The following is a 25,538-nucleotide window of genomic DNA, read 5'->3' as shown; positions in this document are numbered from 1 at the left end:
ATTGGACGCCGCGATGCCCACGGGCTCTCAGAATATCAAACGCTGGGCAACATTGGGCTTGCCACGTGCACTAACCCGCCATAGCGGACAAGCCGACCTAACGGTAACTTGTCGCGTTATGTCGTTCGTGAAGCGCGCCGTGGGCCGTCTGGTCCACCGGGGCTGGGCCTACGTGCGGGAAGCCGCGGCGATCAGCCCGGCCGCACCGGGCGGCTACCGGTTCCGCAGCATGGGCGAGGGAGTGTGCCTGTCCTTCCCCCAGGGCGCCATCTTCGGCGAGCAGTGGATCGAGATCGGCCCGCACACGCTCGTCGGGGAGCGGGTCTCCATCTCCGCCGGCATGGGCCCCGGCGTGGACCTCGGGCCCGACTCGATCGTGCGGATCGGCCGGGGCTGCTCGATCGGCAGGGGCAGCCACATCGTGGGCCACCAGTCCATCGACATCGGCGACGACGTCTTCACCGGCCCCTACGTCTACATCACCGACCAGAACCACGTGTACGACGACCCCGAGACGCCCGTCGGACGGCAGTGGCCGCGCAACAAGCCGGTCTCCATCGGCTCGGGATCCTGGATCGGGACGGGGGCGATCATCCTGCCGGGCACGCGCATCGGCCGCCAGTCGGTGGTCGCGGGCGGAGCCGTGGTGCGCGGGGAGTTCCCCGACCACTCGGTCATTGCCGGCGTCCCCGCCAAGATCGTCCGGCGGCACTCCCCCGACCTCGGCTGGCACAGCCCCTCGGCCGCCCGCCTCACCTCTCCCCTTCCGGCCGACCCCCGCACCCGGCCCGAGCGCGAGTCACGTACGGCCTGACCGAACGCCGGCGACCTCTCGCAGAATGAGTCACCCATGACTACGGTGGGTTGCACGATTGTCACGTCGAGTGATCACGCCAGGGAGAGGAGGACGCCGGATGACCGCGGCTTTCCCCGAGTGGTTCTACCCCGGTCCGCCCGGCGGGTGGCTTCGACGTTGACATCGACCTGGACCTGAGCCCGTTCATCGGCTGACCCAGCCTGCCGAGCGCCGGCTACGAGGCGCGGGCGCCGTCACCCGCCGGTCAGCCGGGCGGCGCGGCGACCCGGGCACGGCGGGCCGCCCGGTAGCGCCGCACCCTGCGGATGAGCCGCCAGGCCACGAACGCCAGCACGGCCAGCGCCACCACCACAAGGACGGGCAGGAAGATCGCGATCAGGCTCATGCCGAGCGAGCCCACGTCCTCGACCGTGCTGACGACCGGCGCGCCCACGCCCGCCGTGGTGGCGTTCACCACCGGCCGTGCCGTGGCCTTGATCACGTGCACGGCGAGGGCGACGGCGATGCCCAGCAGCCAGCCGACCGCCGGGTGCTCGGCCATCCACGCCGAGTTGTCGACCTTCGCCGCGGCCGCCGTCGCGCTGAAGACCACACCGCCCGCCGCGGGCCGCACCGCCGTCTGGATCATGTCGTTGACGTGGTCGACCACGGGCACCTTGTCGAGGACGAACTCGGCGACCAGCAGCACGGCGACGATCGCGAGGACCCAGGTGTCGGACAGCCAGGCGTACTCGGCCGGCAGTCGCACGGCGTCGGTGATCCGCGCGAGCACGCCGACGAGCAGCAACGGGATGTACGCGTTGAGCCCGGCCGCGGTCGAAAGTCCGAGCCCGGTGAGCGCCGCGAACATGAGCAACCTCCTCCGGCCGGCGGGACAATCCCGCCTTTCCGTCAACGGACGGCCCCGGCGCCGTGTCCCCGGTTACTACCGCGAATCGGGCTTGCGACACCCGCGGTCCTGAGCCATACACGGCCACCGGGCCGGCGGCTCGGTATGGCCGGTGTGCCCGGCCGCCCGGTCGATGTCCGGAGGCGCCGTCAGCCTGTCGCAGCGGCGAGTTCGTCGATCGCCGTGGCGACGTAACGCATGCCGTGCGCCACGTCGCAGCGCGGGCACCCCGCCCGGCGGCCCAGCCGACCGCCACACTCGTCGCAGGTCAGGCGGTCGAGCGCGGCGTCGACCACGCGCCAGTCATGCCGATCCGGCTCGTCGGCCACCATCTCGGCGAGCGCCCGCTCGTCGTCGGGCGTGACACGTCGCCGAACTCGCGCAGGAGGAAGTCCCGCCAGCCCTCTTCCACGATGGCGTCCACCAGCTCCGCACACCGCGGGCACTCGGGGGCACCGCCGTACTCCCAGCCGCCGCAGGACGGGCACCGCCGCAGCGACTCGGCCACCGCAGGTCGCGTGATCACCTTGCCGGAACTTCGCTCCCGGGCGTCACCCGACGCGGTCGCCTCGCTCATGGGCCGGCCCGGCGGGCGGTCGGCGCCCAGGTCAGATGTTCCTCCTGGGCTTGACGGCGGTTGCCAGGGGCGCGACGGTCCACTCCGCCGCGGCTCCCGCCCGTTCCCGCCAGTGGCAGCGTCAGAACGAACCGGGCGCCCACCGGCGAGTCCTCGATGCGCAGGGTGCCCTTGTGGGCGTGGGCGATGTCACGAGAGATCGCGAGGCCGAGTCCGCTGCCGCCGGCATCCCGGCGGCGTGCCTCGTCCAGGCGGACGAAGCGTTCGAAGACACGCTCGCGGTCCGCCGGGGGAACGCCCGCCCCGTCGTCGGTGACCGCCACGAGCGCCTGGCCGCCCGCGGAGTCGACCGTCACCGTGACGGCGCCGGCCGCATGCCGTCGCCCGTTGCTCAGGAGGTTGCCGATCACTCGGGCCAGCTGGATCCGGGAGCCGCGGACCCGCACGTCGCCGACCGCCCGCACACGCACCGGCACCCCGGGGCCCAGGGCCGACACCTCCTCCGTCACCAGCGCGCCGAGCTCTATCAGCTCCGGCGGCGCCGCATCGGCGCCGCGCAGCCGGGTCAGCAGCAACAGGTCGTCGACGATCTCCTCGAGCCGGCCGGTGGCCCGTAAGGCTCCCTGGATGGTGTCGCGCGGGTCGACGTCGTCGGGATAGAGGAGAGCCTCCTCAAGTCGCGCCCGCAGGCCGGCGATCGGCGTCCTGAGCTCATGGGAGGTGGTGGAGGCGAACTGGCGCTCCCGCTCCACCGGGCGAAGGGTCCGGCCCACCCCCCACCACGTCATCCAGGCCACCGAAACCAAGATCAAGACACCGCCGGCGGCGATGACGTACTCCAGATTGTGCGTGGCCAGGAGGGACGGCTGCGCCGTGCCGGCGTAGACGACCGGCGAGTCCGGCGCGGGAGAGACCCGATTGGCCATGAGCATGACACACCGGTCCTGCGCGGAGCACTCCGTGCGCTCTTGAAGGCGATCGTCGGCCGGAGGCCGCAGCGTGCTGAGCGGCCGCATGCCCGCCGCCTGCGGGCTGGAGTCGACGACCCGCCCGCGGGCGTCCACGAGCTGGACGAGGGTGATGTCGGTGAATGTGGGGATCGGAGCCGGCACGGCGCCGTTGCGCGCCGCCGCGCTCCATCGTGCGGCGACCTGCTCGGCCGAGAAGAAGACTTCGTTCTGGATCCGGTAGCGGATCGCCAGGTCGAGGCCGACGCCTCCCACGACCAACGCCACCAGCAAGAGCCCTGCCGCGGCGATCGTGGAGCGCGCTTGTATCGCATGCGGGTTCACATCCGGTTCCCCCCTCCCTGGTAACGGCAGATGGTTCTGGCGGGACGATCAGTTCTGCGCGTACCAGCGCCGGATCGCCTCGCCCGCCTGGGGCGCACGACGGTCCGCCGCGGCCAGCACGTCGGCCAGAGTCTGCGCGGCCAGTTCCCGCCGCCACGCCATCTCGGCCTTGCGCATCGCGGTCGAGACCGCGCACGGTGTGCGGAACTGCCACTCCGGCCGCGCCGCCCCGGCCCCGCGCCGTCGGATCTCCGTGCACTGGAACGCGTCGGCAGGTCCTTCGATCGCCGTGACCACGTCCATGACCGTGATCTCCTTCAGGGGCCGGGCCAGCCGGAACCCGCCCCTCACCCCCGGAGTGGATGTCATGATCCCCGCCTTCGCCAGCGCCTGGAGTTGCTTGTTGAGGTATGCGGGCGGCAACTCGAACCCGGCGGCGAGCTTGGCCGTCGAAACCGGCAGCTCGTTGCCGAGCCATGCCAGCGTCAGGCAACAGTGCATCGCCCACTCGACGCCCTCACTCATCCGCATAACCTGGATACTACACATCCAGGATTGAGGTCGGGAACCGTTTTGCCTGGTCAGAAGTGGTGCCGCCGCCGCTCGTGGGAGCGATCAGCCGTGTGGAGTGGAACCGGATGAGGGCGCGGCGGCCGGCGAGCGCGGCCAGGAGGCATCGCGTCGGCTCCGGCCGGCCCCGGGCCGGCTCGAGGGCCAGATCGAGGGCCGGATCCAGGACCAGATCGAGGGTCGGAGTGCGGCTCGGTCGCCTTACCGGGTGGCGGGCTCGAGCACCAGCACGGCGGTGTCGCCCTCGACCTGTGCGAGCCGCAGGCCGACGTCGCCGACGCGGCCCGGCCTGCTCGTGCTGACCGTCACCGCTCCCCTGACCCGGCAGCGGTCGTTGTAGCAGCTCCGGCTGATGCTGATGTTGGCGCCGTCGACGACCGTCGAGGTGCCGGTGAAGGCGAGCCTGACGGCGTCCGCCCGCAGACCCACCACGGTGATCTCGTCCACGCCCAGTTTCGGGTCGATGGGAATGCCGTCCCCCTCACGCACCCGCACCTCGCAGTCGCCGTCCCGGCACCCCGCGATGTCGCTCGGCGTCGCGGACGGGGTGGGCGCCGGCGACGATGCGGGGGTCGCGGACGGGCTGGGAGAGACCGGGGCGACCGTGACCGAATGGCTCACCGGCACCGCGGCCAACGACCGCACCGGGACCCCGCCGCAACCGGCGAGGAGCGCGGTCACCGACCCGGCGGTGAATGCGAGGCGGACGGCGGAGCTGGACGCGGTGGTCGTCGAACGCATGATTTCCCCGATTGCCGCAGACGGATTCGCCCGGCGGGAGCCGCTCGAACAAGCCGCCCCCTTGACGTGTGGCAGGAAATCCACGCGCCGACGAATGCCTTCCCCGCAACAGGCCAGGTCAACCTCATCCGGAGCCGCGCCCCGCTCATCAATTCGCGGCCGGCAGCGTTTTCAGCCGGATAAGTACGCCAAAACTCCAACCGGTTTCCGCGCTTCGCCCACCAACGATTCCAGCGCACAATTCACCAGAATTCGCCGAATTTCGAAACTCTGCCGCATAGGCGCCGGCACGGCGTGATGCCGCCCGCTCAGACCGCCCGGGCCGGCGGGCCCGGGCGGTCACGGCGCGGCAGTGCGCACGCGCCGCGGTCCGGCCGGCGGGGCCGGACGACTACGGCGCGATCGTGTCGCCCCGCTCAGACGGGTCACCGGGCGGTGATCGCGCGGTCGCTACGCCTCACTTCACGCCGGCCTCGCGCATGTCGCGGACCTCCCGCTTGAGCTCCTTGATCTCATCGCGCAGCCGGGCCGCCACCTCGAACTGCAGGTCGGCGGCGGCGTTGTGCATCTGCTCGGTCAGCGACTCGATCAGCGACTCCAACTGGGCCCGCGGCATCTCCCCCGCGATCGCCTTCGCGTGCTGGCCCGCCCCGCGGGACGCGAGGCCCGGCACCGGCGCCTTGCCGCGCGACTGCTGACGCCCGGCGCCGCCGAGAAGCTGGGCGGTGTCGGCGTCCTCGCGGACGAGGCTGTCCAGGATGTCGGCGATCTTCTTGCGCAGCGGCTGCGGGTCGATGCCGTGCGCCTCGTTGTAGGCGATCTGCTTGGCCCGGCGCCGGTTGGTCTCCTCGATCGCCCGCTCCATGCTCGGCGTGATCTTGTCGGCGTACATGTGGACCTGGCCGGACACGTTGCGGGCCGCGCGGCCGATCGTCTGGATGAGCGAGGTCTCCGAACGCAGGAAGCCCTCCTTGTCGGCGTCGAGGATCGACACCAGCGACACCTCGGGCAGGTCGAGGCCCTCACGCAGCAGGTTGATGCCGACCAGCACGTCGAACTCGCCCATGCGCAGCTCGCGCAGCAGCTCGATCCGGCGCAGCGTGTCGACCTCGCTGTGCAGGTAGCGGACCCGGATGCCGTTGTCGAGCAGATAGTCGGTGAGGTCCTCGGCCATCTTCTTGGTCAGCGTGGTGACCAGGACCCGCTCGTCCCGCTCCGCCCGGGCCCGGATCTCCTCCATGAGGTCGTCGATCTGGCCCTTGGTGGGCTTGATGATCACCTCGGGGTCCACCAGGCCGGTGGGGCGGATGACCTGCTCCACCACGTCGCCCTTGCTGCGGCCCAGCTCGTACGGACCCGGCGTGGCGGACAGGTAGACGGTCTGGCCGATGCGCTCCAGGAACTCCTCCCACTTGAGCGGGCGGTTGTCCATCGCCGACGGCAGGCGGAACCCGTGGTCGACCAGCGTCCGCTTGCGTGAGGCGTCGCCCTCGTACATCGCGCCGATCTGGGGGACGGTCTGGTGCGACTCGTCCAGCACGAGCAGGAAGTCGTCGGGGAAGAAGTCGAGCAGCGTGTGCGGCGCGGTGCCCGCCTCGCGGCCGTCGATGTGCCGCGAGTAGTTCTCGATCCCGGCGCAGGTGCCGACCTGGCGCATCATCTCGATGTCGTAGGTCGTGCGCATGCGCAGCCGCTGGGCCTCGAGCAGCTTGCCCTGCCGTTCCAGGTCGGCGAGCCGCTCCGCGAGCTCCGCCTCGATGCCGGCGATGGCCCGCTCCATCCGCTCGGGGCCGGCCACGTAGTGGGAGGCGGGGAAGATGTGCAGCTCGTCGTCCTCTTCGACGACCTCGCCGGTCAGCGGGTGCAGCGTCGCCAGCTTCTCGATCTCGTCGCCGAACATCTCGATGCGGACGGCCAGCTCCTGGTAGACCGGGATGACCTCGACCGTGTCGCCGCGCACCCGGAACGTGCCCCGGGTGAAGGCCAGGTCGTTGCGGGTGTACTGCATGTCGACCAGCCGCCGCAGCAGCTGGTCGCGCTCGATCTGCTGGCCGACCTTGAGCCCGACCATCCGGTCGACGTACTCCTGCGGAGTGCCCAGGCCGTAGATGCAGGAGACGGAGGCGACCACCACCACGTCGCGGCGCGACACCAGCGACCAGGTCGCCGAGTGGCGCAGCCGCTCGACCTCCTCGTTGATCGAGGAGTCCTTCTCGATGTAGGTGTCGCTCTGCGGGACGTACGCCTCGGGCTGGTAGTAGTCGTAGTAGGAAACGAAGTATTCGACCGCGTTGTTGGGCAGCATCTCGCGCAGCTCGTTGGCGAACTGGGCGGCGAGCGTCTTGTTCGGCTGCATGACCAGCGTCGGGCGTTGCGCCCGCTCGATCAGCCAGGCGATCGTGGCCGTCTTGCCGGTGCCGGTCGCGCCCAGCAGCACCGTGTCCTTCTCCCCGGCCTTGACCCGGCGCTCCAGCTCCGCGATCGCCGTGGGCTGGTCGCCGGACGGCGTCATGTCGGTGACGACCTGGAAGGGCGCGACCTTCCGCTTCAGGTCCATCATGGATGTCATCGCCCGCTCAGCTCCTCACTCGCCCCGTCCACCGGCGCGGGCGGGCGCACAGACACACCCGCGCGCCCGCTCCGGTTCACCTCCATAACCTACGCGCGGCGACCGACATTTCCGGTCCCGATGCCCGCTCCGCCCCTCGCTTCCGGGCCGCCCCGCCCCATCAGGCGAACCCTTTGCCGGACCATGACCCTGTCGTTACGATTCGAGTCGGGGGCCGACACTGACGGGATGGCGGGGCTGACCTATGGCGGGGTTGCGGAGTGCCGTCGGCCGGTCGCTCGCGTGGGCGGCCAAGAACGTCGACGGGGCCATCGCCCTCGTGCTGGCCGTGGCGGTGGGCGTGCTGGGCGTGCTGCCCGATCGCGTGATCCCCGACGAGGTGAAGACGCAGCTCGTCAGCGGCACCACACTGGTCGTCCTGGCCCTGGTCGCGACCGCGCTGCTGCGCGACCGGGTCCGGCAGGAGCCCGTCGAGGAGGCCATGCACGCGACCTCCGGCGTCCTCGCGCGGCTGCCCGAGCGCCTGGACCGCCTCGACGAGCTGGAGGACCTGGTCGCGGGCACCCGCCGGGCCCTGGAGGACATGGCGGTCATCCGCATCCTGGGCAGTCAGCACGAGATCGCGCAGGCGCACGCCGACGCCCGGAGGGGCACCGACCGCTGGACGTTCAAGGGCGGCACCGGCACCTACATGCGCGCCGTCACGCTGCCCGAGTGCGTGGCCGCCGCACGGCGTGAGAAGCGGCACCTCACGGTCCGCCTGGAGATCATCGACCCGACGGACGAGGCGGTGTGCGAGAGCTACGCGCACTACCGCAGGTCGCTGTCGGACCGCCCGGACGGCACCGGCGAGCTGTGGACGACCGACCGGGCCAGGAAGGAGTCGTACGCGAGCGTCCTGGCCGCGTTCTGGTATCGCCAGCGGTACGGCCTGCTCGACATCGCGGTGGGGCTCTCGCCGGTCATGACGACCTTCCGCTGGGACATGTCCGGCCGCGCCCTGATCATGACGTCCGAGGACCCCAACCGGGCCATCATCGCCTTCAGCGGCTCGTTCTTCTACGAGAGCTGCGGCACCGAGCTGCGCACGAGCTTCGAGCAGGCCCGCCGCGTGGCGATCGACCGCTACCGGTCGGTGCCGCTGAGCGACGAGCCGACCGTCGAGGAGGTCCGCAGGCTGTTCGACCGCGTCGACCTCCCCCTGCCCAAGTCGTTCACCGACCGCGACGTGGTCGAGGTCACCCGCAAGGCGCTGCGCGCCAAGGACCCGTACGCGCCATGAGGTACGGGGACGTGCTCGACGTGCTCGCCGGCGGCGACGTCCGCGAGTGGGCCCTCGGCGTGCTCGGCGAGATCGCAGAGGGTGGCTCACGCGGGCCGGGCGTGCGGGGCGTGCGGCATCCGCTGGGGTTCCTCTGCCTGCCGCTGGTCCGCGAGGGAGACCTCGGGGTGTGCGTGCACGTGTGGACCGCCGCCGCGCGGCGCGCCCGCAGCACCACCTCCCAGGTCCACTGCCACAGCTGGGACCTGGTCAGCCACGTCCTGTACGGCCAGGTGCGCAACGTCCACGCCGTGGTGACCGACACCACCCGGTCTCCCACCCACCGCGTCTTCGAGGTGGTCAGCACACCGTCGGGCGACGTCGTCCGCCCCACCCCGAGGACCGTGGCGTACGCCCCGGGGCGCGCCGAGCTGTTCGGCGCCGGGGACACCTACACGCTCGTCGCGGGCGCCTTCCACAGCAGCGTCATCCCCGAGGACGGCGAGGCCGCCACCGTGGCGCTCGGCCGCGGCCGGCCGGGTCTCGGGGACCTGTCGCTCGGGCCGCTCGCCACGCCCCTCCACCACGTCAGGCGGGAACGCCTCGACGACGCCGAGACCGCACGTGCCGCCGAGCTGGCCAGGAGGAGCCTGTGGACCTCGAACACGCCAGGCGGGTAGCCGTCGAGGCCGCCCTGGCCGCGGGGGCCGTGCTGCGCGAGAGCGCGCCGGGAGCGGTCGCCGTCCACGACAAGGGCGGGTCGGGCGACGTCGTGACCGACCTCGACGTGGCCGCCGAGAAGCTGATCCTCGACCGCATCAGGGCCGAGTTCCCCTCCCACCGGATCGTGGCCGAGGAGTCGGGCGTCCACGGCGGTGACCGTCCCGACGGCGGATGGACCTGGCTGGTCGACCCGCTCGACGGCACGAACAACGTGGCGATCGGCCTTCCCGCGTACGTCGTGGGCCTGGCGCTGTGCGCCGGCGGCCGCCCGGTGCTCGGGGTGGTCCACGAACCGCTCTCCGGCCGCACCTGGTCCGCCGTCAGCGGCGCCGGAGCCCGCGGGCCTGCGGGGCCGCTGACCGGGCCCCCGGACCGCGACCTCCGGCACGGGCCGGTGCTGGCCTGGACGCAGGGCCACGGGGTCTCGCGGCTGGACCCGGCGGCGCGGTCGCTGAAGATGACGATGGACGCCCGCGCCCGGCGGGTGCTCCAGCTCTGGGCGCCGCTGATGTGCTGGGCCATGCTCGCGCGGGGCGACATCGACGGCATGATCGGCTACCGCGCGGAGGGACTCGACCTGCCCGCCGGGGCCCTGATCGCACGCGAGGCCGGTGTGGAGATCCGCGGGCTCGACGGCGGGCCTTTCGAGGCGTCCGCCGAGGGCCCGCCCGAGGACCGCAGCTTCGTCGCCGCGCCGCCCGCTCTGGTCGGGGACCTGCTCGATCTGGTCGCCGAGGCCCGCCGCCTGGCGCCCGCCCTGCCGCCGCTCTGACTCGCCGCCGACCCGGGGTCAGTCGTCGAGACCGCGCGCGGCGAGCGCCTCGCCCAGCGCGTCGGCGTGCCGCAGGGCGCCCACCACCAGCGGGACGGCGAAGGCCCTCGGGCTCCGCTCGACCCCTCTGGCGCGCTGCGCCTCCCGCACCCGGGTGACCAGATCCGCGATCACGGGCACGCTGCGCAGCGTGAGGGACAGCAGCAGCGACAGGCGGAACGGATCGAGGCCGGCGAACCTGGCGGGGGCGAGGCAGCGCTCCAGAGCGGCCATGAGGGCGCTGGTGCGCGTCGTGAGGGTGACCAGCCCGGCCAGGGCGACGGCGAGCACGACCCGGAGCGTCGAGGACGCCGCCGTGGGCAGGTCCGCGAACACCAGCTGCACGCCGAACAGGGCCACGGCGAACCAGCGGACGGGCCGCACCTGCGCCCAGGCCGCGGCGAGCCCGACCCCGGAGACGGCGTACAGCAGCACGACGGCGGCCGCGGCGCCCGCCAGCGCCGCGGGCGAGCGCAGCAGCAGGAGCGCCGTGCAGGACACGGCGAGCCCGGCGAGCTTGACCCCGGCGGGCAGCCGGTGCAGGAGCGAACCGCCGGGCACGTAGGCGCCGGTGAGGCCGCTCACGCCATCATCTTCCTGTAGTGGCCGATCGCGGCGGCGGGCTCGGCGTCGGCGACGATCCGCCCCTCGTCGATCACGAGCACGCGATCGAAGTCCTCCAGCAGCGGGAGGTCGTGGGTCACCACGACCACCTGCTGCGGAAGGGTCCGGAGCAGCGCGGCGACCTGCCGGGAGTGGCGCAGGTCGAGCAGCGTGGTCGGCTCGTCCATGACCAGGATCTCCGGTTCGAGCACCAGGACCGAGCAGAGGGCCAGCAGCTGCTTCTGGCCGCCGGACAGGTGATGCGCGGGGTGGTCGGCGTGCTCCCCCAGGCCGTACCTCTCCAGGACCTCCCGCACCCGGCGCTCGACCTCCTCGCGCGCCAGCCCCTTGCGGCGCAGCGAGAAGGCCACGTCCTCGGCCACGGTGGGCATCACGATCTGCGCGTCCGGGTCGGTGAACAGGAACCCCACGCCGCGCCTGATGCGGGCCGCGTGCCTGCGGGTGTCGAGCCCGGACACCGTCACGGTGCCCGAGGACGGCAGGACCAGGCCGTTGACGAGGCGGGCGAGCGTGCTCTTGCCCGAGCCGTTGGCCCCGACCACGCCCACGCGGCGCTCGGTCAGCGAGGCCGTGACTCCGCGCAGCACCTCGCGCTGCCCGAGCCGCACATGGACGTCCTCCAGCCGGATCACTCAGACCACCTCGAACAGGGCGGCGATCCCGAGACCGCCGCCGACCGCGACCGCCGCCAGGCCCAGCGTCCCCGGAGGAGCCCCGAGGAGCCGGCTGAACAGCCGGGTCACCACCACCGCTCCGCTCGCGCCCCAGGGATGGCCGAGGGCGAGCGCGCCGCCGTCGGCGCACACGCGGCCGGCGTCCGCGCCGAGAGGATCGAGGCCGAGCGCGTCGGTGACCGCGAGCGCCTGCGCCGCGAACGCCTCCACGATCTCCACCGCCGCCACCCTCTCCAGGTCCACTCCGGCCCGCCGCAGCACGCGCCGTACGGCGGGCACCGGTCCCCACCCGGGGAGCGCGGGGTCGCAGCCGGCGACGGCGCCGGCCAGCAGGCGCAGACCGGGCAGGCCGGCCGCCGCGCGCAGCCGCTCGGGCACGACCGCGACGGCCGCGGCGCCGTCGCTCACCGGGGAGGAGTTGCCGGCCGTCACCGTACCCCCCGGCACGAACGCGGCGGGCAGCCGGGCCAGCGACCGCGGCCGCAGCACGCGCGGGCGCTGGTCGTCCGTCCGGCCGCCGATCGGGACGATCTCGCGCGTGAACCGTCCCGCCTCCCGTGCGGCCAGCGCCCGGGCATGGCTCCGGCAGGCGTACGCGTCCTGGCGCTCCCTGGTCACGCCGCGCGCGGCGGCGAGCGCCTCGGCGGCCGGGCCCATGTCCGGGTCGGGGTGCCCCTCCGGCGCGAACGGCGCGCGCTCGTACGGCACGCCCGGCTCGCCCTCCCGCCGGCGAACCCGCAGCGGAGCGGTGGAGGCGCTCTCGACGCCCCCGGCGACGACGAGGTCCGCCTCGCCGCAGCGGACCGCCTGGGCGGCCAGCAGGATCGCGGCGAGCCCGCTGCCGCACTGCCGGTCGACGGTGACGCCGGGCACCTCGTGACCCAGCCCCGCGGCCAGCGCGCAGACCCGGGCGAGGTTGCCCCCGGGTCCCGTGCAGTTGCCCAGCACCACGTCGTCCACCGGGACGCCGAGAGGCGCCACGTCGCGGGCGACCGCCTCGATGACGGGCGCGGCGAGCCGGTCGGCCGTCAGGCTCCGGAACGCGTGGCCGGCGGTGCCGATGGGGGTGCGGCGGGCCGCCACGACGACCGCGTGCTCGTCCATGTCAGGCGAGCCGCCGCAGGCCGGGGTCGTCGCCGGCGACGAGACGGGCGGCGACGAGGCCGCGGGCCGGCTTCCCGGTGGGGGTCCGCGGCAGGGACGCGGCGGCGTACCAGCGCCGGGGCCGCTGGGCCGGGTCGAGTTCGGCGCGCGCCGCCGCCTCCAGCACGGCCCTCACCACGTCCTCGCCCTCGACGACCGCGGTGACCACGGCACCGAGGTAGGGGTGCGGCGTGCCGACCACGACCACGTCGTCCACTCCCGGCACCTTCCTCAGCACCTCCTCGACGTCCTCGGGCACCACCGTCGCGCCGCCGGTCTGGATCGCGCCGTCGCCCCGGCCGCGCAGCCGCAGTACCTCGCCGGGCCGGTGCGGCTCCGCCAGGTCGCCGACCGTCATCCAGCCGCCGTCATCCTGCCGCAGGGGGCCGGTCGCACCGGCCAGGTAACCCTCGCAGAGCCACGGGGAGCGCACCCACACCTCGCCCAGGACCTGCCCGGGCGGCACCCTGACGTCGATCTCGACGCCGGGGAACGGCCGCAGCCCGGCGCCGTCGGCGTCCACGGCGACGAACGACAGCTCGGTGGCGCCGTAATAGGAGACCACACGCACTCCGGCCGCCGCTGCCCGGGTCCTGGCGGCGGCGTCCAGGGCGGCCCCGCCGACCACGGCGGTGCGCAGCGGGCCTCCGGCTGCCTCCAGGGCGTCCAGCACGGCCGGCAGGCGGTGGGGCACCACGTGGACCGCGGTGGCCCGGCGCGACCACTCCGCCAGCCCTCCCGGAGACCACCGGCCGGGGACGACGGCGGTCGCGCCCGCCGCCAGCGCGTGCACGGCGGCGAAGCCGTACAGAGAGGAGACCAGCGGGCCGGGGATCAGCACGACGTCGCCGGGACCGATCCCGGTCATCTCGTCGAGGTGGCCGAACGACGCGGTCCACGAGGCCCGGCTGCGCACCACCGCGCGGGGCCTGCCGGTGCTGCCGGAGCTGAAGCAGGCCCAGGTCAGGTCGTCCGGCGCGGGGCGGTGCCGTACGGGCGGGCCGTCCGTCTCCGGCAGCGGGGCGTCGAAGCGGGCGGCGACCGGCACCGCGGCCATGACCTGCGCCCGTCGTTCCTCGCTCCAGGCGTGGTCGCACAGCAGCGGCGTGGCCCCCGCCAGGTCGGCGGCGAGCACGGCGACGAGCAGGGCCACCGGGTCGGCCTGGCCGACCGCGACGAGCGCGCCGGACCCGACGCCCTCGTCGGCCAGACCGCGGGCGGCGCGAGCGGCCCTGGCCGCGAGTTCGGCGTAGCCGAGGTCGCCTCCGGGGCCGGACAGCGCGATCCGCCCGGGGCGGGCCGAGGCGTGTCGCATGACCTGCGCGGCTACCGGCACGGGCGCGTCACCGTTCCCCTGCCCGCAGCCGCTCGCGGTGCACGGCGGGGACCGCGTCGGGGTAGGCCCGCTGGGTGCCCCTCGCCACGATCGACGCCAGCACCGCCTTGGCCAGGTCGCCGGGCAGGAAGGCGGCGCTGAGCAGCGCGGTCTTGCCCAGGGACAGCCCGGTGACCAGGGCCTGCACGGGGATGCCGCAGAGGTAGACCACGCCGACGCCGCCGGCGAGGCAGGCGGTCACCAGCCGCACCGTGGACGGCGTGCGCCCGCCGCGTTCGACGATCCATCCGGTCAGGGCCGCGCCGGGAAGCCAGCCGATCAGGAAGCCGGCCGAGGGCCCGGTGAAGACGCCGAGCCCGCCGCGTCCGCCGGCCAGCAGGGGCAACCCGGCGGCGACCAGCACGAGCAGGACCACGATGGCGAGGGCGGAGCGCCACGTGCCGAGGATCGCTCCGGCGAGCATGACGCCGAGCGTCTGCAACGTGATCGGCACCGCGTCGCCGAAGATGTTCAGCGCGCCCGGCATGCCGAGCACGGCGATCAGCGCGGCGAAGACGCTGACCCTGGCGACGTCGGCCGCGGGGAAACGCCGCCGAGGCGGACTCTGTTCATCTGTCACGGATCGATCCCATACCAAGACCCTCCGTACGGCGAATGAGGATTCCCACAACATTCCGCCGTGTCGTTCTCACGGGCGCCCATAGCCGGACGACCTGCGGCGGAGGTCAGGCGGTGAGGATCAGGACGGTCACCGTCGCGGCAAGGCCGGTCACGGCGAGGCCCGCGCCGGTGACGACGAACTTGGCCAGCGGCACCCGCACGTCCCCCCGCCGGCACCACTCGAACCACAGCAGCGTCGCGAGCGAGCCCCACGGCGTGATCACCGGGCCCAGGTTGGTGCCCGCGAGCAGCGACAGCAGCTGCGTGTGGTTGGCCGCGGGGACGACCTGCTCGCCCGCGACGTACGCCGGGAGGTTGTTGAGCACGTTGGACAGCGCGGCTCCGGCGGCGGCCGCGCGGTAGGCGCCGTCCCCCTCGCCGCCCACGCCGATGAGCGCGCGCATCACGTCGGCCAGGCCGAGGCGGCTGAGCGTCGGGACCACGAGGAACAGCCCGGTGACGAAGACCAGCAGCCGCCAGGGGATCAGGCCCCACACGAGCCTGGCGCGGTCGCGCCAGGCGAAGGCGGCGACCACCGCGACCGCCGCGACGAGGGCCGCGACGCCGATCTCCACGCCCGCCAGGATCGCGGCGATGAACAGCAGGCACGCCACCCCGGCGACGCCGAACAGCACCCGGTCGGCCACCGGCACCGGAGGCGGCGGCACGTAGCGGTCCTCGCCCCGCTCGCCGCGCCGCCAGTAGAACGCCCACAGGAACGCCATCGTCACCGCGATCGACACGGCCTGGGGCGCCCACATCCGCGCGGCGAACTCCTGCGTGGTCAGCGCGACCCGGTTCATGGCGAGCAGGTTGGTGAGGTTGGAGACCGGCAGCAGCAGGCTGGCGGTGTTGGCCAGCCAGACCGTGGTCATCACGAGCGGCAGCGGCGCGATCTTCGCGCGCGGCGCCAGGGCCAGCATGACCGGCGTCAGCAGCACGGCCGTCGTGTCCAGGTTCAAGACGATCGTGACCAGCGAGGCGAAGGCCGTGCAGAGCAGGAAGAGAGCGGCGTAGCTCCCCCGGCCGACGATCGCGATGCGGGTCGCGATGACGTCGAAGACCTGCGCCTCCTTGGTCAGCTCCGCCAGCACGATCACCGCGCCGAGGAACAGCAGCAGGGGGGCGATGCGTTCGACGCTGCCCCTGGCCTCCTCGGCCGGCAACAGGCCGGTGGCCACGAAGACCAGGCCCGCCGCGAGCAGCCCGAACCTGATCCAGTCGAGAACGCTCAGTCTCCGCAGCCCGGTCGCCACGCGGACACCCTATCTCGCCGCCCGCGGAGATGATCGAACCCCTCCAAACCGTCGGTGGCAGCGGGAATACTGGGCTCCATGACGCACACGGGGCGGGGGGACGCGCGGACCGAGATCTTCGTCAGCTACTCCCCCGCCGACGAGCGGTGGGCGACGTGGATCGCCTGGCAGCTCGAAGCCGCCGGCTATCGCACGATGCTGCAGGCGTGGGACTTCGTGCCGGGCACCAACTTCATCGACTTCATGGACCGCGGGGTCAGCGAGGCCGACCTGGTCGTCGCGGTGCTCACCCGCAACTACCTGGGTTCCCGGTACGGCAGGCTCGAATGGCAGGCGGCGCTGCGCGCCGATCCCGACAACCCGTCCAACAAGCTCGTGACGGTCCGGCTGGAGGACTGCCCGCTCGACGGCCTGCTGTCCACGATCACCTGGGTGGACCTCCTCGGCGTGACCGACCCCGCCGAGGCGCGGCGGCTGCTGCTGACCCGGATCCGGCAGGCGCTGGCCGGCCGGGCCAAGCCGGCCGAGCCGCCCCGCTTCCCTGCGGGGCCGGGCGCGCATGCCCTCCAGCCGCCCGCCGACCCCGCGCCCCCCGCCGTACGGGTGCCCCGGGCCCGGCGCACCCCGGCCGCCGAACCGGCGTTCCCGACGGCCGAGCGCGCGGGCGGCGCCTCCTCGGTGACCGTGCTGCACGTCGCCGGGCCGCGGTTCGGGCGCGGCCTGGCCGAGGCGGACGAGCCGCTCGACGCGGGCGAGTTGCAGGCGAGCGTGTGGGCCGATCTGACCCGCCTCGCCGACGCCGGGGTGCCCAGGCCCGACCTGCTGATGGTGACCGGCGACCTCACCGAGTCGGGCAGCATCCGCGAGTGCGAGCAGGCGCTGGCGTTCCTCACCGGGCTGCGCGTGCTGCTGGGGCTGGAACCCGGACGGCTGGTGGTCGTCCCCGGGCCGCGCGACGTCACCAAGGCGGCCTGCCGGGCCTACTTCGCGACGTGCGAGGCCGACGACGTGCGCCCGCAGCCGCCCTACTGGCCGAAGTGGCGGCACTTCTCCACGCTCTTCGGCGAGCTCTACCAGGGCCTCGACGGCCCGGCCTTCGACAGCGCCCAGCCGTGGACGCTGTTCGAGCTGCCCGAGCTGCGCACGGTCGTCGCCGGGATCAACTCCACGATCGCGATGAGCCACCGTGAGGAGGACGACTACGGCTTCGTCGGCGAGGCCCAGGCGGCGTGGTTCGCCGAGCGGCTGCGGCCGTTCGAGGGATGGCTGCGGATCGGCGTCGTCGCCCATCCTCCGCGCCCCGGCCTGCGCGACGCCGCCACCCTGGAACGACTGCTCGGCACCCGGCTCGACCTGCTCGTCCACGGGCGGGACGCCCGGCGCGGCGGTCCGGATGAGGTCTGGGATCTGGACGGGCTGCCGTGCGTGCCCGCGCTCGCCCCGGGCCGTCACCAGATCCTCCAGGTCACGCCGCAGGGGCTGCGCCGGTGGACCAGGGACCGGCCGGAGCTGGGTGACCCCGAGGCCCTGCCGTACGGCTGGCGCGGCTGGCGGCCGCAGACCCCGGCCGTGGCGGCTCCCGAGCCGCCGGCGCGAGAGCCGGAGGAGCCCGCCGGCCCGGCCGACCTGCTGCTGGACCGGATCGCCGAGGTCTGCGAGACCCGCTTCGAACGGGCCAAGATCCGCCGTGTGGCGGGCGACCCGCCGCGCCTGCTCGTCACCCACCCGGAGGACGGGTTCGTCCGCCAGGTCCTGATCGGCGCGCACGCCGGGGAGCTGGACCAGGCGCGGGTCGAGGCGTTCCTCGGTCATGTCCACGCGGCGGGGCTGGAGCACGCGGCCGAGCTGGTCTACCAGGGACCGCAGCCGTCCCGGGCGTTACGCGACGACGCGCTGCGGCGCGGGCTGCGGCTGCGCAGCTTCACCGAGTTCCAGGGCCTGCTCGACCTGTCGTCCTACGTGGCCGGGCAGACGGCCAGGCTGCGCGGCGACCGCCGCTACCCGCCCGAGCTGTACGTCCCGCAGCGGTTCAGGGAGCTCGACAGGACCGGCGGCGAGGTGCGCGACGACCTGACCGACGAGCTGATGCGGCTGCTCGCGGCCGACCACGGGCGGTTCGCGCTCGTGCTCGGCGACTTCGGCCGGGGCAAGACGTTCTCGCTGCACGAGGTGGCCAGGCGCATCCCCGCCGAGCTGCCGCACCTCACGCCGATCCTGATCGAGCTGCGCGCCCTCGACAAGGCGCACTCGGTCGCCGGGCTGGTCGCGGCGCACCTCGCCAACCACGGCGAGGAGCTGATCGACCTCAAGGCGTTCCACTACATGCTCCGCCAGGGGCGCATCGTGCTGCTGTTCGACGGCTTCGACGAACTGGTCACCCGCGTGACGTACGAGCGGGCGGCCGACCACCTCGACACCCTGCTGCGCGCGGCGGAGGACAAGGCGAAGATCGTCGTTGCCGGCCGCACCCAGCACTTCAAGTCGCGCAGCCAGGTGATGACCGCCCTCGGGGAGAAGGTCGGCCTGCTGCCGAACCGCCGGGTGCTCAGCATCGAGGAGTTCACCGAGGAGCAGATCCGCGCCTACCTGGTCAACCGGTACGGCTCGCAGCAGGCGGCCGACGACCGGATGGCCCTGCTCACGGGCATCGGCGACCTGCTCGGCCTGGCGCACAACCCCCGCATGCTCAGCTTCATCGCCGACCTGCCCGCCGAAAGGCTGCGCGCCGTCGCCCAGGCCGGGGAGGCGATCAGCGCCGCCGGTCTCTACCAGGAGATCCTCGACACCTGGCTGGCCTTCGAGGAGGAGCGCGTACGCGGCGTGGCCGGAGCCCCGGGCGGGCTGACCCGCGAGGAGCTGTGGCGGGCCGCGACGACGCTCGCGCTGCGGCTGTGGGAGACCGGCGAGACCTACCTGCGGCCTGCGGAGCTGGCCGAGGTCGCCGACACGCTCACCGGCCTGGCCGCAGACACGCAGAGCCGCGTGCCGTACGGACCGGGGACCGGTTCCGGGCAGGCGGAGCGCGCAGACCCGGCCGACGCGGACGGCGCCGGAGTCGCGGGAGGGCAGGGCGCCGCTGGAGGGCAGGGGGCCGCGCGGCTGACGCCCGAGCAGGCCGTGCACGCCGTCGGAGCCGGCAGCCTGCTGGTCCGCACCGACGAGGGATTGTTCGGGTTCATCCACGCCTCGGTCGTGGAGTGGCTGGTGGCCCGGCACCTCGCGGAATCGCTCGACGCCGGCCGCGCGCCGGGGCTCGGCCTGCGGCCGTTGTCGGCGCTGGCCGTCGACTTCCTGTGCGACCTGGCCGACGCCTCGCGGCTGCAGGCGTGGGCGGCGCGCACGCTCGCCTCCCCCGGCGCCGGCGACGTCGCACGGGCCAACGCCATCAAGGTGACCACCCGGCTGCGCACCTCGGCCAGGACCGACCTGCGCGGAGCCCGGCTCAGCGGCGAGGACCTGTCCTACCGCGAGTTGCAGGGCGTGGACCTCACCGGCGCCGACCTGACCGACACCCGGCTCGTCGGGGCCGACCTGTCCCACGCCGTGCTCAGGGACGCCCGGCTGGCCGGGGCGCGCCTGGACGAGGCCGTGCTGGTGGGGGCCGACCTGCGCGGCGCCGACCTCACCCGGGCCCGGCTCGCCCGCGCCGACCTGCGGGACGTCGCCGTCGAGGGCAGCCGCTGGGACCGGGCCGCGCTCATCGACGTCACCGGCGTCCCCCGGGGAGCGCCGGAGCTGCGCGGCGCGGCCGTGGCGCCCGCCGTCCCCGGGACGGACGGCGGCCGGGTCGGCGCCGAGCCGGCCCCCGCCGTCGTCGGCGTGCCGTACGGCTACCACTTCGAGAGCAGCCGCCTGCCCGAACCGGTCGCCTACGACCCCGGTGGCGGCGTCGTCGCCCTGGGCGGGGAGGACGGCGGCGTCCTGGTCTGCGACAGCGTCACCGGGTCCGCCCTGCGCACGCTGCAGGGCCACCGGGGCCGCGTCTACAAGGTCGCCTACGGTGAGGCCGGGCTGGTGACCGGCGCGAGCGACGGGACCGTCCGGGTGTGGGACCCGGCCACCGGGGAGCCGTCGCACGTCCTGCGCGGCCATCCCGAGGGAGTGTGGCCCGTGGTCACCTCGGGCGACCTGATCGCGGCCGGCGGCGCGGACGGGGTCATGCGGGTCTGGGCGTCCGGGGAACTCGCATGGGAGCTGCCGGGCCACACCGCCCCGATATACACGGCCGTGTTCCTGCCGGGGCTGCTGGTGACCGGCGACAGCGCGGGCGCGATCCGCGTGTGGGACCTCGCCACCGGGCAGGTGCGCCACCACCTCCACGGCCACAGCGGAGCCGTCTACCGCCTGGTCCTCAGCCCCGACGGCACCCGCCTGGCCGCCGGGGACGGCCAGGGCGTGCTGCGCATCTGGGACCCCCGCACCGGCGCCGCACTGCACGAGCTGACCGGTCACCCCGGCCGGATCTACTCGCTCGCCTTCCACCCCGAGGGCCGGCTGGTCGCCTCCGGCGACACGGAGGGAGCCGTACGGCTGTGGGACGCTGCCACGGGCGCGGCCGCCGGCAGCCTGCCGGGGCACCGCGGTGCCGTCTACCAGGTCCTGTTCGACCCCACCGGCGAGCTGCTGGCGACCGGCGACAGTGACGGCGTCGTACGGATCTGGGACCACCGCACCGGGCAGGCGCGTGCCGAGCTGACCGGGCACCGGGGCTCCGTGTGGCCGTTCGCGTTCCGCCCCGACGGCCGGCAGCTCGCGACCTGCAGCAACGACGGCACCGCCCGCCTGTGGGACCCGCACAGCGGTCAGTGCGTCCAGACACTGCGGGGCCACGGCCGCCGCATCACGTCGGTCCGCTTCTCCGCCGACGGCGGCATGCTGGCCGCCTGCGGCAACGACGGTTACGTACGGCTGTGGGACCCGGTCACGGGCCGCCGCCTGCGTTCCCTCACCGGGGCGGCCGACCGGCTGGTGTCGGCCGTCTTCAGCCCGGCAGGCCCGCTGCTGGCGACCGCGAGCAACGACGGCGGCGTCTACCTGTGGAATCCGGTGGCCGGGACGTACGAGCGCGAGCTCAACGTGGAGACCGACCATGTGTGGGCCGAGGCGTTCAGCCCCGACGGGCAACTGCTGGCCACCGCGAACGACGACGACACCGTCCGCCTGTGGTACCGCCCCTCCGGGCGGCAGGTCGCCAACCTCGCCGGGCACCGGGGACGCGTCAGGTCGATCGCGTTCAGCCCCGACGGCAGGCTCGTGGCCACCGGCTGCGACGACCGCAACGTGCGGCTCTGGGACGTGTCGACCGGCCAGTGGACGGCGACGTTGAGCGGCCACGACGACAGGGTGTACGCGGTGGCCTTCTCCCCGTCGGGCGACCTGCTGGCGAGCGCGAGCAACGACGGCACCGCCCGCCTGTGGGAGGTCGCCTCCGGCGAGTGCCTGCACGTCCTCGCCGGCGGCGGGCGGCTGTGGACGGCGGCCTTCAGCCCGTCGGGCGACCTGCTGGCCACGGCCGGGGACGATCTCGCCGTCCACCTGTGGGACCCGGCCTCCGGCGCGCGCGTCGGCGCCCTCGCCGGTCACGGCCGCCGGATCTGGTCGGTCGCGTTCCACCCGTCGGGCGACCTGCTCGCCAGCGCCGGGGACGACGGCGTGGTGATCCTGTGGGACGTCCCCCGGCGCGAACGCCGCGCCACGCTGCTCGGCCTGCCGGAGGGATGGGCCGCGTTCTCGCCCGGCGGGCTGTACAAGCTGGAGGGCGACGTGACGGGCCAGTTCTGGTACGTGATCGGCATGTGCCGGTTCGAGCCCGGCGAGCTGGACGAATACCTGCCCGAGGTCAGGCGGCTGGCCCTGGACGAGCCGTTCTAGGCCTCGGGCGCCCTGCGGAACCCGGACACGACCATGTGCGTCAGCAGGGCGTGGCTCTCGTCGAGGTCCTCGGCGAGCTGGAAGGCGCCCGCCGCCTCCAGGACCGCGAAGCCGTGCATGGCGGCGCGCAGGCAGCGGACCGCGTGGATCGCGGCCGAGCCCTCCAGGCCGTACGCCCGCAGCGCGGCGAGGATGATGCCGATCAGCCGGTCTCCCGCCTCGGCCGTCTCCGGCCGGGGCGCCTGGATCAGGGCCGAGTAACGGCGCGGATGCCGGGCGGCGTAGGAGCGCCAGCCGGCCATCAGTGCGCGCAGCGCCTCGTCGCCGGACCGGCCGAGCACCGCCTCGCTCGCGACCTCCGTCAGCTCGCCCAGCACCCGCCCGGAGACCAGGACCCGCAGCTCGGCGAGGTTGCGCACGTGCTTGTAGAGCGAGGGGGTGGCGACCCCCGCGCGCCCGGCCACCGCGGACAGGGTGAGCGCGTCGGGGCCCTCCTCGTCCACGATCCGCAGCGCGAGGTCGACGACGGCGTCCGGGGACAGCGCCGCCCTAGCCACGGGCCCGCTCCCCGAGGAAGGCGAGCATCGCGGCGGCGACCTCGTCGGGGTACTGCGCGTGCGGGTAGTGCCCGGCGCCCTCGATCATCACCACTTTCCCGAGCCCGGCCGGCATGCCGGCGACGATCCCGTCCGCCTCGGCGCGGGGGTCGGCCCAGTCGGGGTCGCGGGTGCCCATGACGACCAGGGCGGGACAGCGGATGCCGCCCAGGTGGGCCCCGGCGTCCGTGGGCGCGGCAAAGCCCATCGTGCTGACCACGGCCATCCGGCCGGGCCTGCGCAGATCCTTCTCCAGCGCCGCCAGATAGCCGGCCCAGTCCGCGGGCTTGACGCCGGGGTAGGCGTAATCGAGGTAGCTCTTCCACAGCCCGACGCTGCGCAGCAGCCCCGCGCTCATGAGCCGCGTCATGCCCCGGCGATGGTGGGCGTTGCGCAGCAGGCCGCCCAGGTCGGGCTTCTGGGCGCGGGTGAAGGGGCCGATCTCCACGATGGCGGTGACCAGTTCGGGCCGCCGCGCCGCCGCGATGGTGGCGGATCCCCCGGCGAAGGAGTGCCCGACGACGACGGCGGGCCCGCCCAGGTGCTCGATCAGGGCGACGATGTCGTCGGCGGTGTCGGTGCGGGGGTAGGAGTCCCAGCCGAGGCTCGACTCGCCGTGCCCGCGCAGGTCCATGGTCGCCACGCGATACCCGGCGGCGGCCAGCGCCGGGGCGAGGAATCGGTAGGTGTTCCGCGTGATCCCCATGCCGGGGACCATCACGACCAGCGGGCCCTCCCCGGTCACGTCGTACGCGATCTCGCCGCCGTCGATCTTCAAGAACTCCGTCATGCCGCCCTCCAGGCTCATATGCATAGCTAAAAGGCTAATGGCATTAGCCGAGATGCGTCAAGACGGGCCCGTCCACCAGTTGGGGCATGGATGCGAGTGACGGCAGCTCCCGACCTTCCCGCCGCTACTAAGGTTGTGGACGTGAGCCCGAGGCCCGTACGCGCGATGGACGCCGATGAGAAAGTCGACCGGCAGGCGCGGATCCTCGAGGCGGTGCTCCGGCTCCTGTCCCTGCAGGGCATATCCGGGGTCAGCATGCGTGCCGTCGCCCGTGAGGCCGGGGTCTCGCTGGGGCTGGTGAACTACCACTACGAGGACAAGACGAGCCTGATCCGTGCGGCCCTGCACCGCATCGAGGAGCAGGACATCGCGCTGGTCGAGCCGGACCTCACTCTCGAACCGGAAGATCGGCTGCGTGCCGCGCTGACGCGGGTGGCCGACCCGGAGTTCCTGACGACGGAGTACCTGTCCCTGCGGCTTCAGCTCTGGGCGCTCGCCCAGGCCCACGAGGACTTCGAGCGCATCAACACGGAGGCCCAGAAACGCTACCGAGCCGGGCTTGCCGCCCTCATCGGCGCGGCTCGCCCCGAGCTGTCACCCGACGAGTGCGGCAAGCGGGCCGCCGACATCGACGTCATCCAGAACGGTCTGTGGCTCACGGCCCTGCTCGGGCTCGACCGCGCCTCCATCAGCAGGAGCGTCGCTCGCTGCGAGGAGATCGCACTCGCCGACTGACCGGCGGCTTTGAACGAACGTCCAGGGATATATTGAACGATCGTTCAGTCCTTCGTATGCTCCCACCATGGCACCAGTCACGATGGCCGACGTACGCCGCGTCGGCACCGGATTCCACCAGGACCCAGGACGATCGATGTCGCTGCGGGCGGAGGCGTACACGGACCCGCGGTGGCTCGGCGTCGACGTCCGGGCGATCTTCGCCCGCACCTGGCAGTGGGTCTGCCACGTGGAGAAGCTCTCGTCGCCCGGCAGCTACGTGTCGGCCACCGTGGCCGGCATGCCGATCGCGATCGTGCGTGATCGTGACGGAGCGCTGCGCGCGTTCTACAACGTCTGCAAGCACCGTGCCCATGAACTGCTCACCGGCTCCGGCACCACGCGCAACATCGTCTGCCCCTACCACGCGTGGACCTACGGCCTGGACGGGCAGTTGAAGGCGGCTCGTCGCGCCGACAAGATGGAGGACTTCGACAAGAGCGAGATCTGCCTCGACCAGGTGCTGGTGGAGGAGTTCGGCGGCTTCGTCTACGTGAACCTGGACCCGGGCGCCGCTCCCCTGGCCGAGCAGGCCGGTGATCTGGCGGCCGACATCGCCAAGTGGGCCCCCGACGTGGCCGGACTGACCCACGCGAAGCGGCTGACCTACGACATCGCGTCGAACTGGAAGAACGTCGTCGACAACTTCCTGGAGTGCTACCACTGTCACATCGCCCACAAGGAGTTCGTCGACCTCGTCGACATGGACACCTACGAGGTGAAGACCCACGGCATCTGGTCGAGCCACTTCGCCGAGGCCGGCAAGCAGGAGAACGCCGCGTACGACGTCGCGGGCGCCTCGGTCACGCAGCACGCGGTGTGGTGGCTGTGGCCCAACACCTGTCTGCTGCGCTACCCCGGCCGCGGCAACTTCATGGTCCTGCAGATCATTCCGGCCGGTCCCGACCGCACCCTGGAGACCTGGGACTTCTACTTCGAGACGGCCGAGCTCATGGACGCCGAGGTGGAGGCGGTGCGATACATCGACGAGGTGCTGCAGCAGCAGGACATCACCATCGTGGAGAGCGTCCAGCGTGGCATGAACACCCCGGCCTTCGACCAGGGCCGCATCGTCTACGACCCGTCCGGCTCAGGGCTGTCCGAACACGGCGTGCATCACTTCCACGGCCTGGTCCTCGACGCCTACCGGTCGTGGGTGGAAGGCGCAGTCCGACCGGACCTACCCGCCGGCCGACCGGCTGTTGTCGAGTCGTACCCGTGACGTCGAGGACTTCCCCAGCTCCCGGGGAGCCACCGAGCCGCTGTGGCGGGCCCGGCTGTGGCGGGCCCGGCTGTGGGAGACCGCACCGGGCGCGGTCGCACGGCTGGGGGCCACGCATATCGCGTCGACGGACCTCGCGTTCTTCCGGCTCGTCTTCGGGGAACCGCTGGGGCCCGGGTGACTGGAGACGACTCCGCCCTGGACCTGTCGTGGCCCGGCGGATCGGTCCGGGTCCACGCCTCGGACCGCCCGGGCGTGACCGGAATGAGCCTGCGCGGCGATCCCGCCGACGGCATCGCGATCGGTCCCGCCCGGCTCGGCGCGGAGGTGCTGGGACGCCCG

General features: G+C 73.4%; 22 protein-coding genes. 8 read left to right on the top strand and 14 right to left on the bottom strand.

What is annotated here, in order from left to right; all coding sequences use genetic code 11:
- Window positions 1-118 precede the first annotated feature (118 nt).
- Window positions 119-814, top strand: coding sequence for an acyltransferase (locus tag FLW16_RS02295; RefSeq protein WP_142557033.1), 696 nt, complete (start codon window positions 119-121; stop codon window positions 812-814).
- Window positions 815-1,061: 247 nt separating this feature from the next.
- Here the strand turns inward: FLW16_RS02295 and FLW16_RS02290 are convergent, their stop codons facing one another.
- The 6 genes from FLW16_RS02290 to uvrB form a co-directional block, all read right to left on the bottom strand.
- Entirely contained in the window at window positions 1,062-1,667 is a 606-nt protein-coding gene (locus FLW16_RS02290) for a DUF4126 domain-containing protein (protein ID WP_142557031.1), read from the bottom strand.
- A gap of 307 nt (window positions 1,668-1,974) precedes the next feature.
- Window positions 1,975-2,283 carry a hypothetical protein gene (locus tag FLW16_RS43325; protein ID WP_185949198.1) on the bottom strand — a complete coding sequence of 103 codons (309 nt, stop codon included), beginning with the start codon at window positions 2,281-2,283 and terminating at the stop codon, window positions 1,975-1,977.
- Window positions 2,280-3,518: a cell wall metabolism sensor histidine kinase WalK gene (locus FLW16_RS02280; protein WP_260614784.1), complete on the bottom strand. Its 1,239-nt coding sequence runs from the start codon at window positions 3,516-3,518 to the stop codon at window positions 2,280-2,282. Before FLW16_RS02280 ends, FLW16_RS43325 begins: the two co-directional genes overlap by 4 nt.
- A 105-nt stretch (window positions 3,519-3,623) precedes the next feature.
- A complete protein-coding gene (locus FLW16_RS02275; protein WP_142557030.1) occupies window positions 3,624-4,106 on the bottom strand; it encodes an Rrf2 family transcriptional regulator in 483 nt (160 codons plus the stop codon).
- Between the two features lie 240 nt (window positions 4,107-4,346).
- On the bottom strand, window positions 4,347-4,886 hold the full coding sequence (locus tag FLW16_RS02270; RefSeq protein WP_142557028.1) for a hypothetical protein: 540 nt from the start codon (window positions 4,884-4,886) through the stop codon (window positions 4,347-4,349).
- Between the two features lie 457 nt (window positions 4,887-5,343).
- A complete protein-coding gene (gene uvrB, locus FLW16_RS02265) occupies window positions 5,344-7,455 on the bottom strand; it encodes an excinuclease ABC subunit UvrB (RefSeq protein ID WP_142557026.1) in 2,112 nt (703 codons plus the stop codon).
- 244 nt (window positions 7,456-7,699) lie between these two features.
- On the opposite strand from uvrB, the gene FLW16_RS02260 reads away from it, so the two are divergent.
- The 3 genes from FLW16_RS02260 to FLW16_RS02250 are packed head-to-tail and all read left to right on the top strand — an operon-like array spanning window position 7,700 to window position 10,211.
- Entirely contained in the window at window positions 7,700-8,737 is a 1,038-nt protein-coding gene (locus FLW16_RS02260) for a hypothetical protein (RefSeq protein ID WP_142557024.1), read from the top strand.
- Entirely contained in the window at window positions 8,734-9,396 is a 663-nt protein-coding gene (locus tag FLW16_RS02255; RefSeq protein WP_142557022.1) for a hypothetical protein, read from the top strand. Before FLW16_RS02260 ends, FLW16_RS02255 begins: the two co-directional genes overlap by 4 nt.
- The gene (locus FLW16_RS02250) at window positions 9,369-10,211 is read left to right on the top strand and encodes an inositol monophosphatase (RefSeq protein ID WP_142557020.1); all 843 of its coding nucleotides are present in this window, start codon (window positions 9,369-9,371) and stop codon (window positions 10,209-10,211) included. The genes FLW16_RS02255 and FLW16_RS02250 overlap by 28 nt, the downstream gene beginning before the upstream one ends.
- 18 nt (window positions 10,212-10,229) lie before the next feature.
- On the opposite strand, the gene FLW16_RS02245 is transcribed toward FLW16_RS02250, so the two are convergent.
- From FLW16_RS02245 to FLW16_RS02220, 6 genes are all read right to left on the bottom strand, one after another.
- Window positions 10,230-10,835: an energy-coupling factor transporter transmembrane protein EcfT gene (locus FLW16_RS02245; protein WP_142557018.1), complete on the bottom strand. Its 606-nt coding sequence runs from the start codon at window positions 10,833-10,835 to the stop codon at window positions 10,230-10,232.
- Window positions 10,832-11,506: an energy-coupling factor ABC transporter ATP-binding protein gene (locus FLW16_RS02240; RefSeq protein WP_079315775.1), complete on the bottom strand. Its 675-nt coding sequence runs from the start codon at window positions 11,504-11,506 to the stop codon at window positions 10,832-10,834. The genes FLW16_RS02245 and FLW16_RS02240 overlap by 4 nt, the downstream gene beginning before the upstream one ends.
- A complete protein-coding gene (locus FLW16_RS02235) occupies window positions 11,507-12,652 on the bottom strand; it encodes a thiolase family protein (protein WP_142557016.1) in 1,146 nt (381 codons plus the stop codon).
- A 1-nt stretch (window position 12,653) separates the two neighbouring features.
- The gene (locus FLW16_RS02230) at window positions 12,654-14,027 is read right to left on the bottom strand and encodes an AMP-binding protein (RefSeq protein WP_142557014.1); all 1,374 of its coding nucleotides are present in this window, start codon (window positions 14,025-14,027) and stop codon (window positions 12,654-12,656) included.
- Window positions 14,028-14,034: 7 nt separating this feature from the next.
- The gene (locus tag FLW16_RS02225; protein WP_260614780.1) at window positions 14,035-14,646 is read right to left on the bottom strand and encodes a biotin transporter BioY; all 612 of its coding nucleotides are present in this window, start codon (window positions 14,644-14,646) and stop codon (window positions 14,035-14,037) included.
- A 106-nt stretch (window positions 14,647-14,752) separates the two neighbouring features.
- A complete protein-coding gene (locus tag FLW16_RS02220; protein ID WP_142557010.1) occupies window positions 14,753-15,943 on the bottom strand; it encodes an SLC13 family permease in 1,191 nt (396 codons plus the stop codon).
- A gap of 78 nt (window positions 15,944-16,021) precedes the next feature.
- Here FLW16_RS02220 and FLW16_RS02215 point away from each other — a divergent pair, with 78 nt between their 5' ends.
- Window positions 16,022-21,814 carry a TIR domain-containing protein gene (locus FLW16_RS02215; RefSeq protein WP_142557008.1) on the top strand — a complete coding sequence of 1,931 codons (5,793 nt, stop codon included), beginning with the start codon at window positions 16,022-16,024 and terminating at the stop codon, window positions 21,812-21,814.
- Here FLW16_RS02215 and FLW16_RS02210 read toward each other — a convergent pair.
- On the bottom strand, window positions 21,811-22,371 hold the full coding sequence (locus tag FLW16_RS02210) for a TetR/AcrR family transcriptional regulator (RefSeq protein ID WP_142557006.1): 561 nt from the start codon (window positions 22,369-22,371) through the stop codon (window positions 21,811-21,813). The genes FLW16_RS02215 and FLW16_RS02210 overlap by 4 nt on opposite strands.
- The gene (locus tag FLW16_RS02205; RefSeq protein ID WP_142557004.1) at window positions 22,364-23,200 is read right to left on the bottom strand and encodes an alpha/beta fold hydrolase; all 837 of its coding nucleotides are present in this window, start codon (window positions 23,198-23,200) and stop codon (window positions 22,364-22,366) included. The genes FLW16_RS02210 and FLW16_RS02205 overlap by 8 nt, the downstream gene beginning before the upstream one ends.
- Window positions 23,201-23,341: 141 nt before the next feature.
- On the opposite strand from FLW16_RS02205, the gene FLW16_RS02200 reads away from it, so the two are divergent.
- The 3 genes from FLW16_RS02200 to FLW16_RS02190 all read left to right on the top strand — a co-directional run bounded on the left by FLW16_RS02200 (window position 23,342) and on the right by FLW16_RS02190 (window position 25,377).
- On the top strand, window positions 23,342-23,935 hold the full coding sequence (locus tag FLW16_RS02200; RefSeq protein WP_260614778.1) for a TetR/AcrR family transcriptional regulator: 594 nt from the start codon (window positions 23,342-23,344) through the stop codon (window positions 23,933-23,935).
- A 67-nt stretch (window positions 23,936-24,002) separates the two neighbouring features.
- On the top strand, window positions 24,003-25,196 hold the full coding sequence (locus FLW16_RS02195) for an SRPBCC family protein (protein ID WP_221890843.1): 1,194 nt from the start codon (window positions 24,003-24,005) through the stop codon (window positions 25,194-25,196).
- Entirely contained in the window at window positions 25,177-25,377 is a 201-nt protein-coding gene (locus tag FLW16_RS02190) for a hypothetical protein (RefSeq protein ID WP_142557002.1), read from the top strand. The genes FLW16_RS02195 and FLW16_RS02190 overlap by 20 nt, the downstream gene beginning before the upstream one ends.
- The last annotated feature ends 161 nt before the right edge of the window (window positions 25,378-25,538 follow it).

It is taken from the genome of Microbispora sp. KK1-11, assembly GCF_006874435.1.
In the GTDB taxonomy this organism is placed as follows: Bacteria; Actinomycetota; Actinomycetes; order Streptosporangiales; family Streptosporangiaceae; genus Microbispora; species Microbispora catharanthi.
This window is presented reverse-complemented; position numbering and strand designations above follow the sequence as displayed.

Coding starts and splice junctions, on each gene's coding strand:
- FLW16_RS02255 (WP_142557022.1), top strand. CDS start 8,734: ATGAGGTACGGGGACGTGCTCGACGTGCTCGCCGGCGGCGACGTCCGC.
- FLW16_RS02205 (WP_142557004.1), bottom strand. CDS start 23,200: ATGACGGAGTTCTTGAAGATCGACGGCGGCGAGATCGCGTACGACGTG.
- FLW16_RS02275 (WP_142557030.1), bottom strand. CDS start 4,106: ATGCGGATGAGTGAGGGCGTCGAGTGGGCGATGCACTGTTGCCTGACG.
- FLW16_RS02270 (WP_142557028.1), bottom strand. CDS start 4,886: ATGCGTTCGACGACCACCGCGTCCAGCTCCGCCGTCCGCCTCGCATTC.
- FLW16_RS02215 (WP_142557008.1), top strand. CDS start 16,022: ATGACGCACACGGGGCGGGGGGACGCGCGGACCGAGATCTTCGTCAGC.
- FLW16_RS02195 (WP_221890843.1), top strand. CDS start 24,003: ATGGCACCAGTCACGATGGCCGACGTACGCCGCGTCGGCACCGGATTC.
- FLW16_RS02235 (WP_142557016.1), bottom strand. CDS start 12,652: ATGGACGAGCACGCGGTCGTCGTGGCGGCCCGCCGCACCCCCATCGGC.
- FLW16_RS02260 (WP_142557024.1), top strand. CDS start 7,700: ATGGCGGGGTTGCGGAGTGCCGTCGGCCGGTCGCTCGCGTGGGCGGCC.
- FLW16_RS43325 (WP_185949198.1), bottom strand. CDS start 2,283: ATGAGCGAGGCGACCGCGTCGGGTGACGCCCGGGAGCGAAGTTCCGGC.
- FLW16_RS02295 (WP_142557033.1), top strand. CDS start 119: ATGTCGTTCGTGAAGCGCGCCGTGGGCCGTCTGGTCCACCGGGGCTGG.
- uvrB (WP_142557026.1), bottom strand. CDS start 7,455: ATGACATCCATGATGGACCTGAAGCGGAAGGTCGCGCCCTTCCAGGTC.
- FLW16_RS02290 (WP_142557031.1), bottom strand. CDS start 1,667: ATGTTCGCGGCGCTCACCGGGCTCGGACTTTCGACCGCGGCCGGGCTC.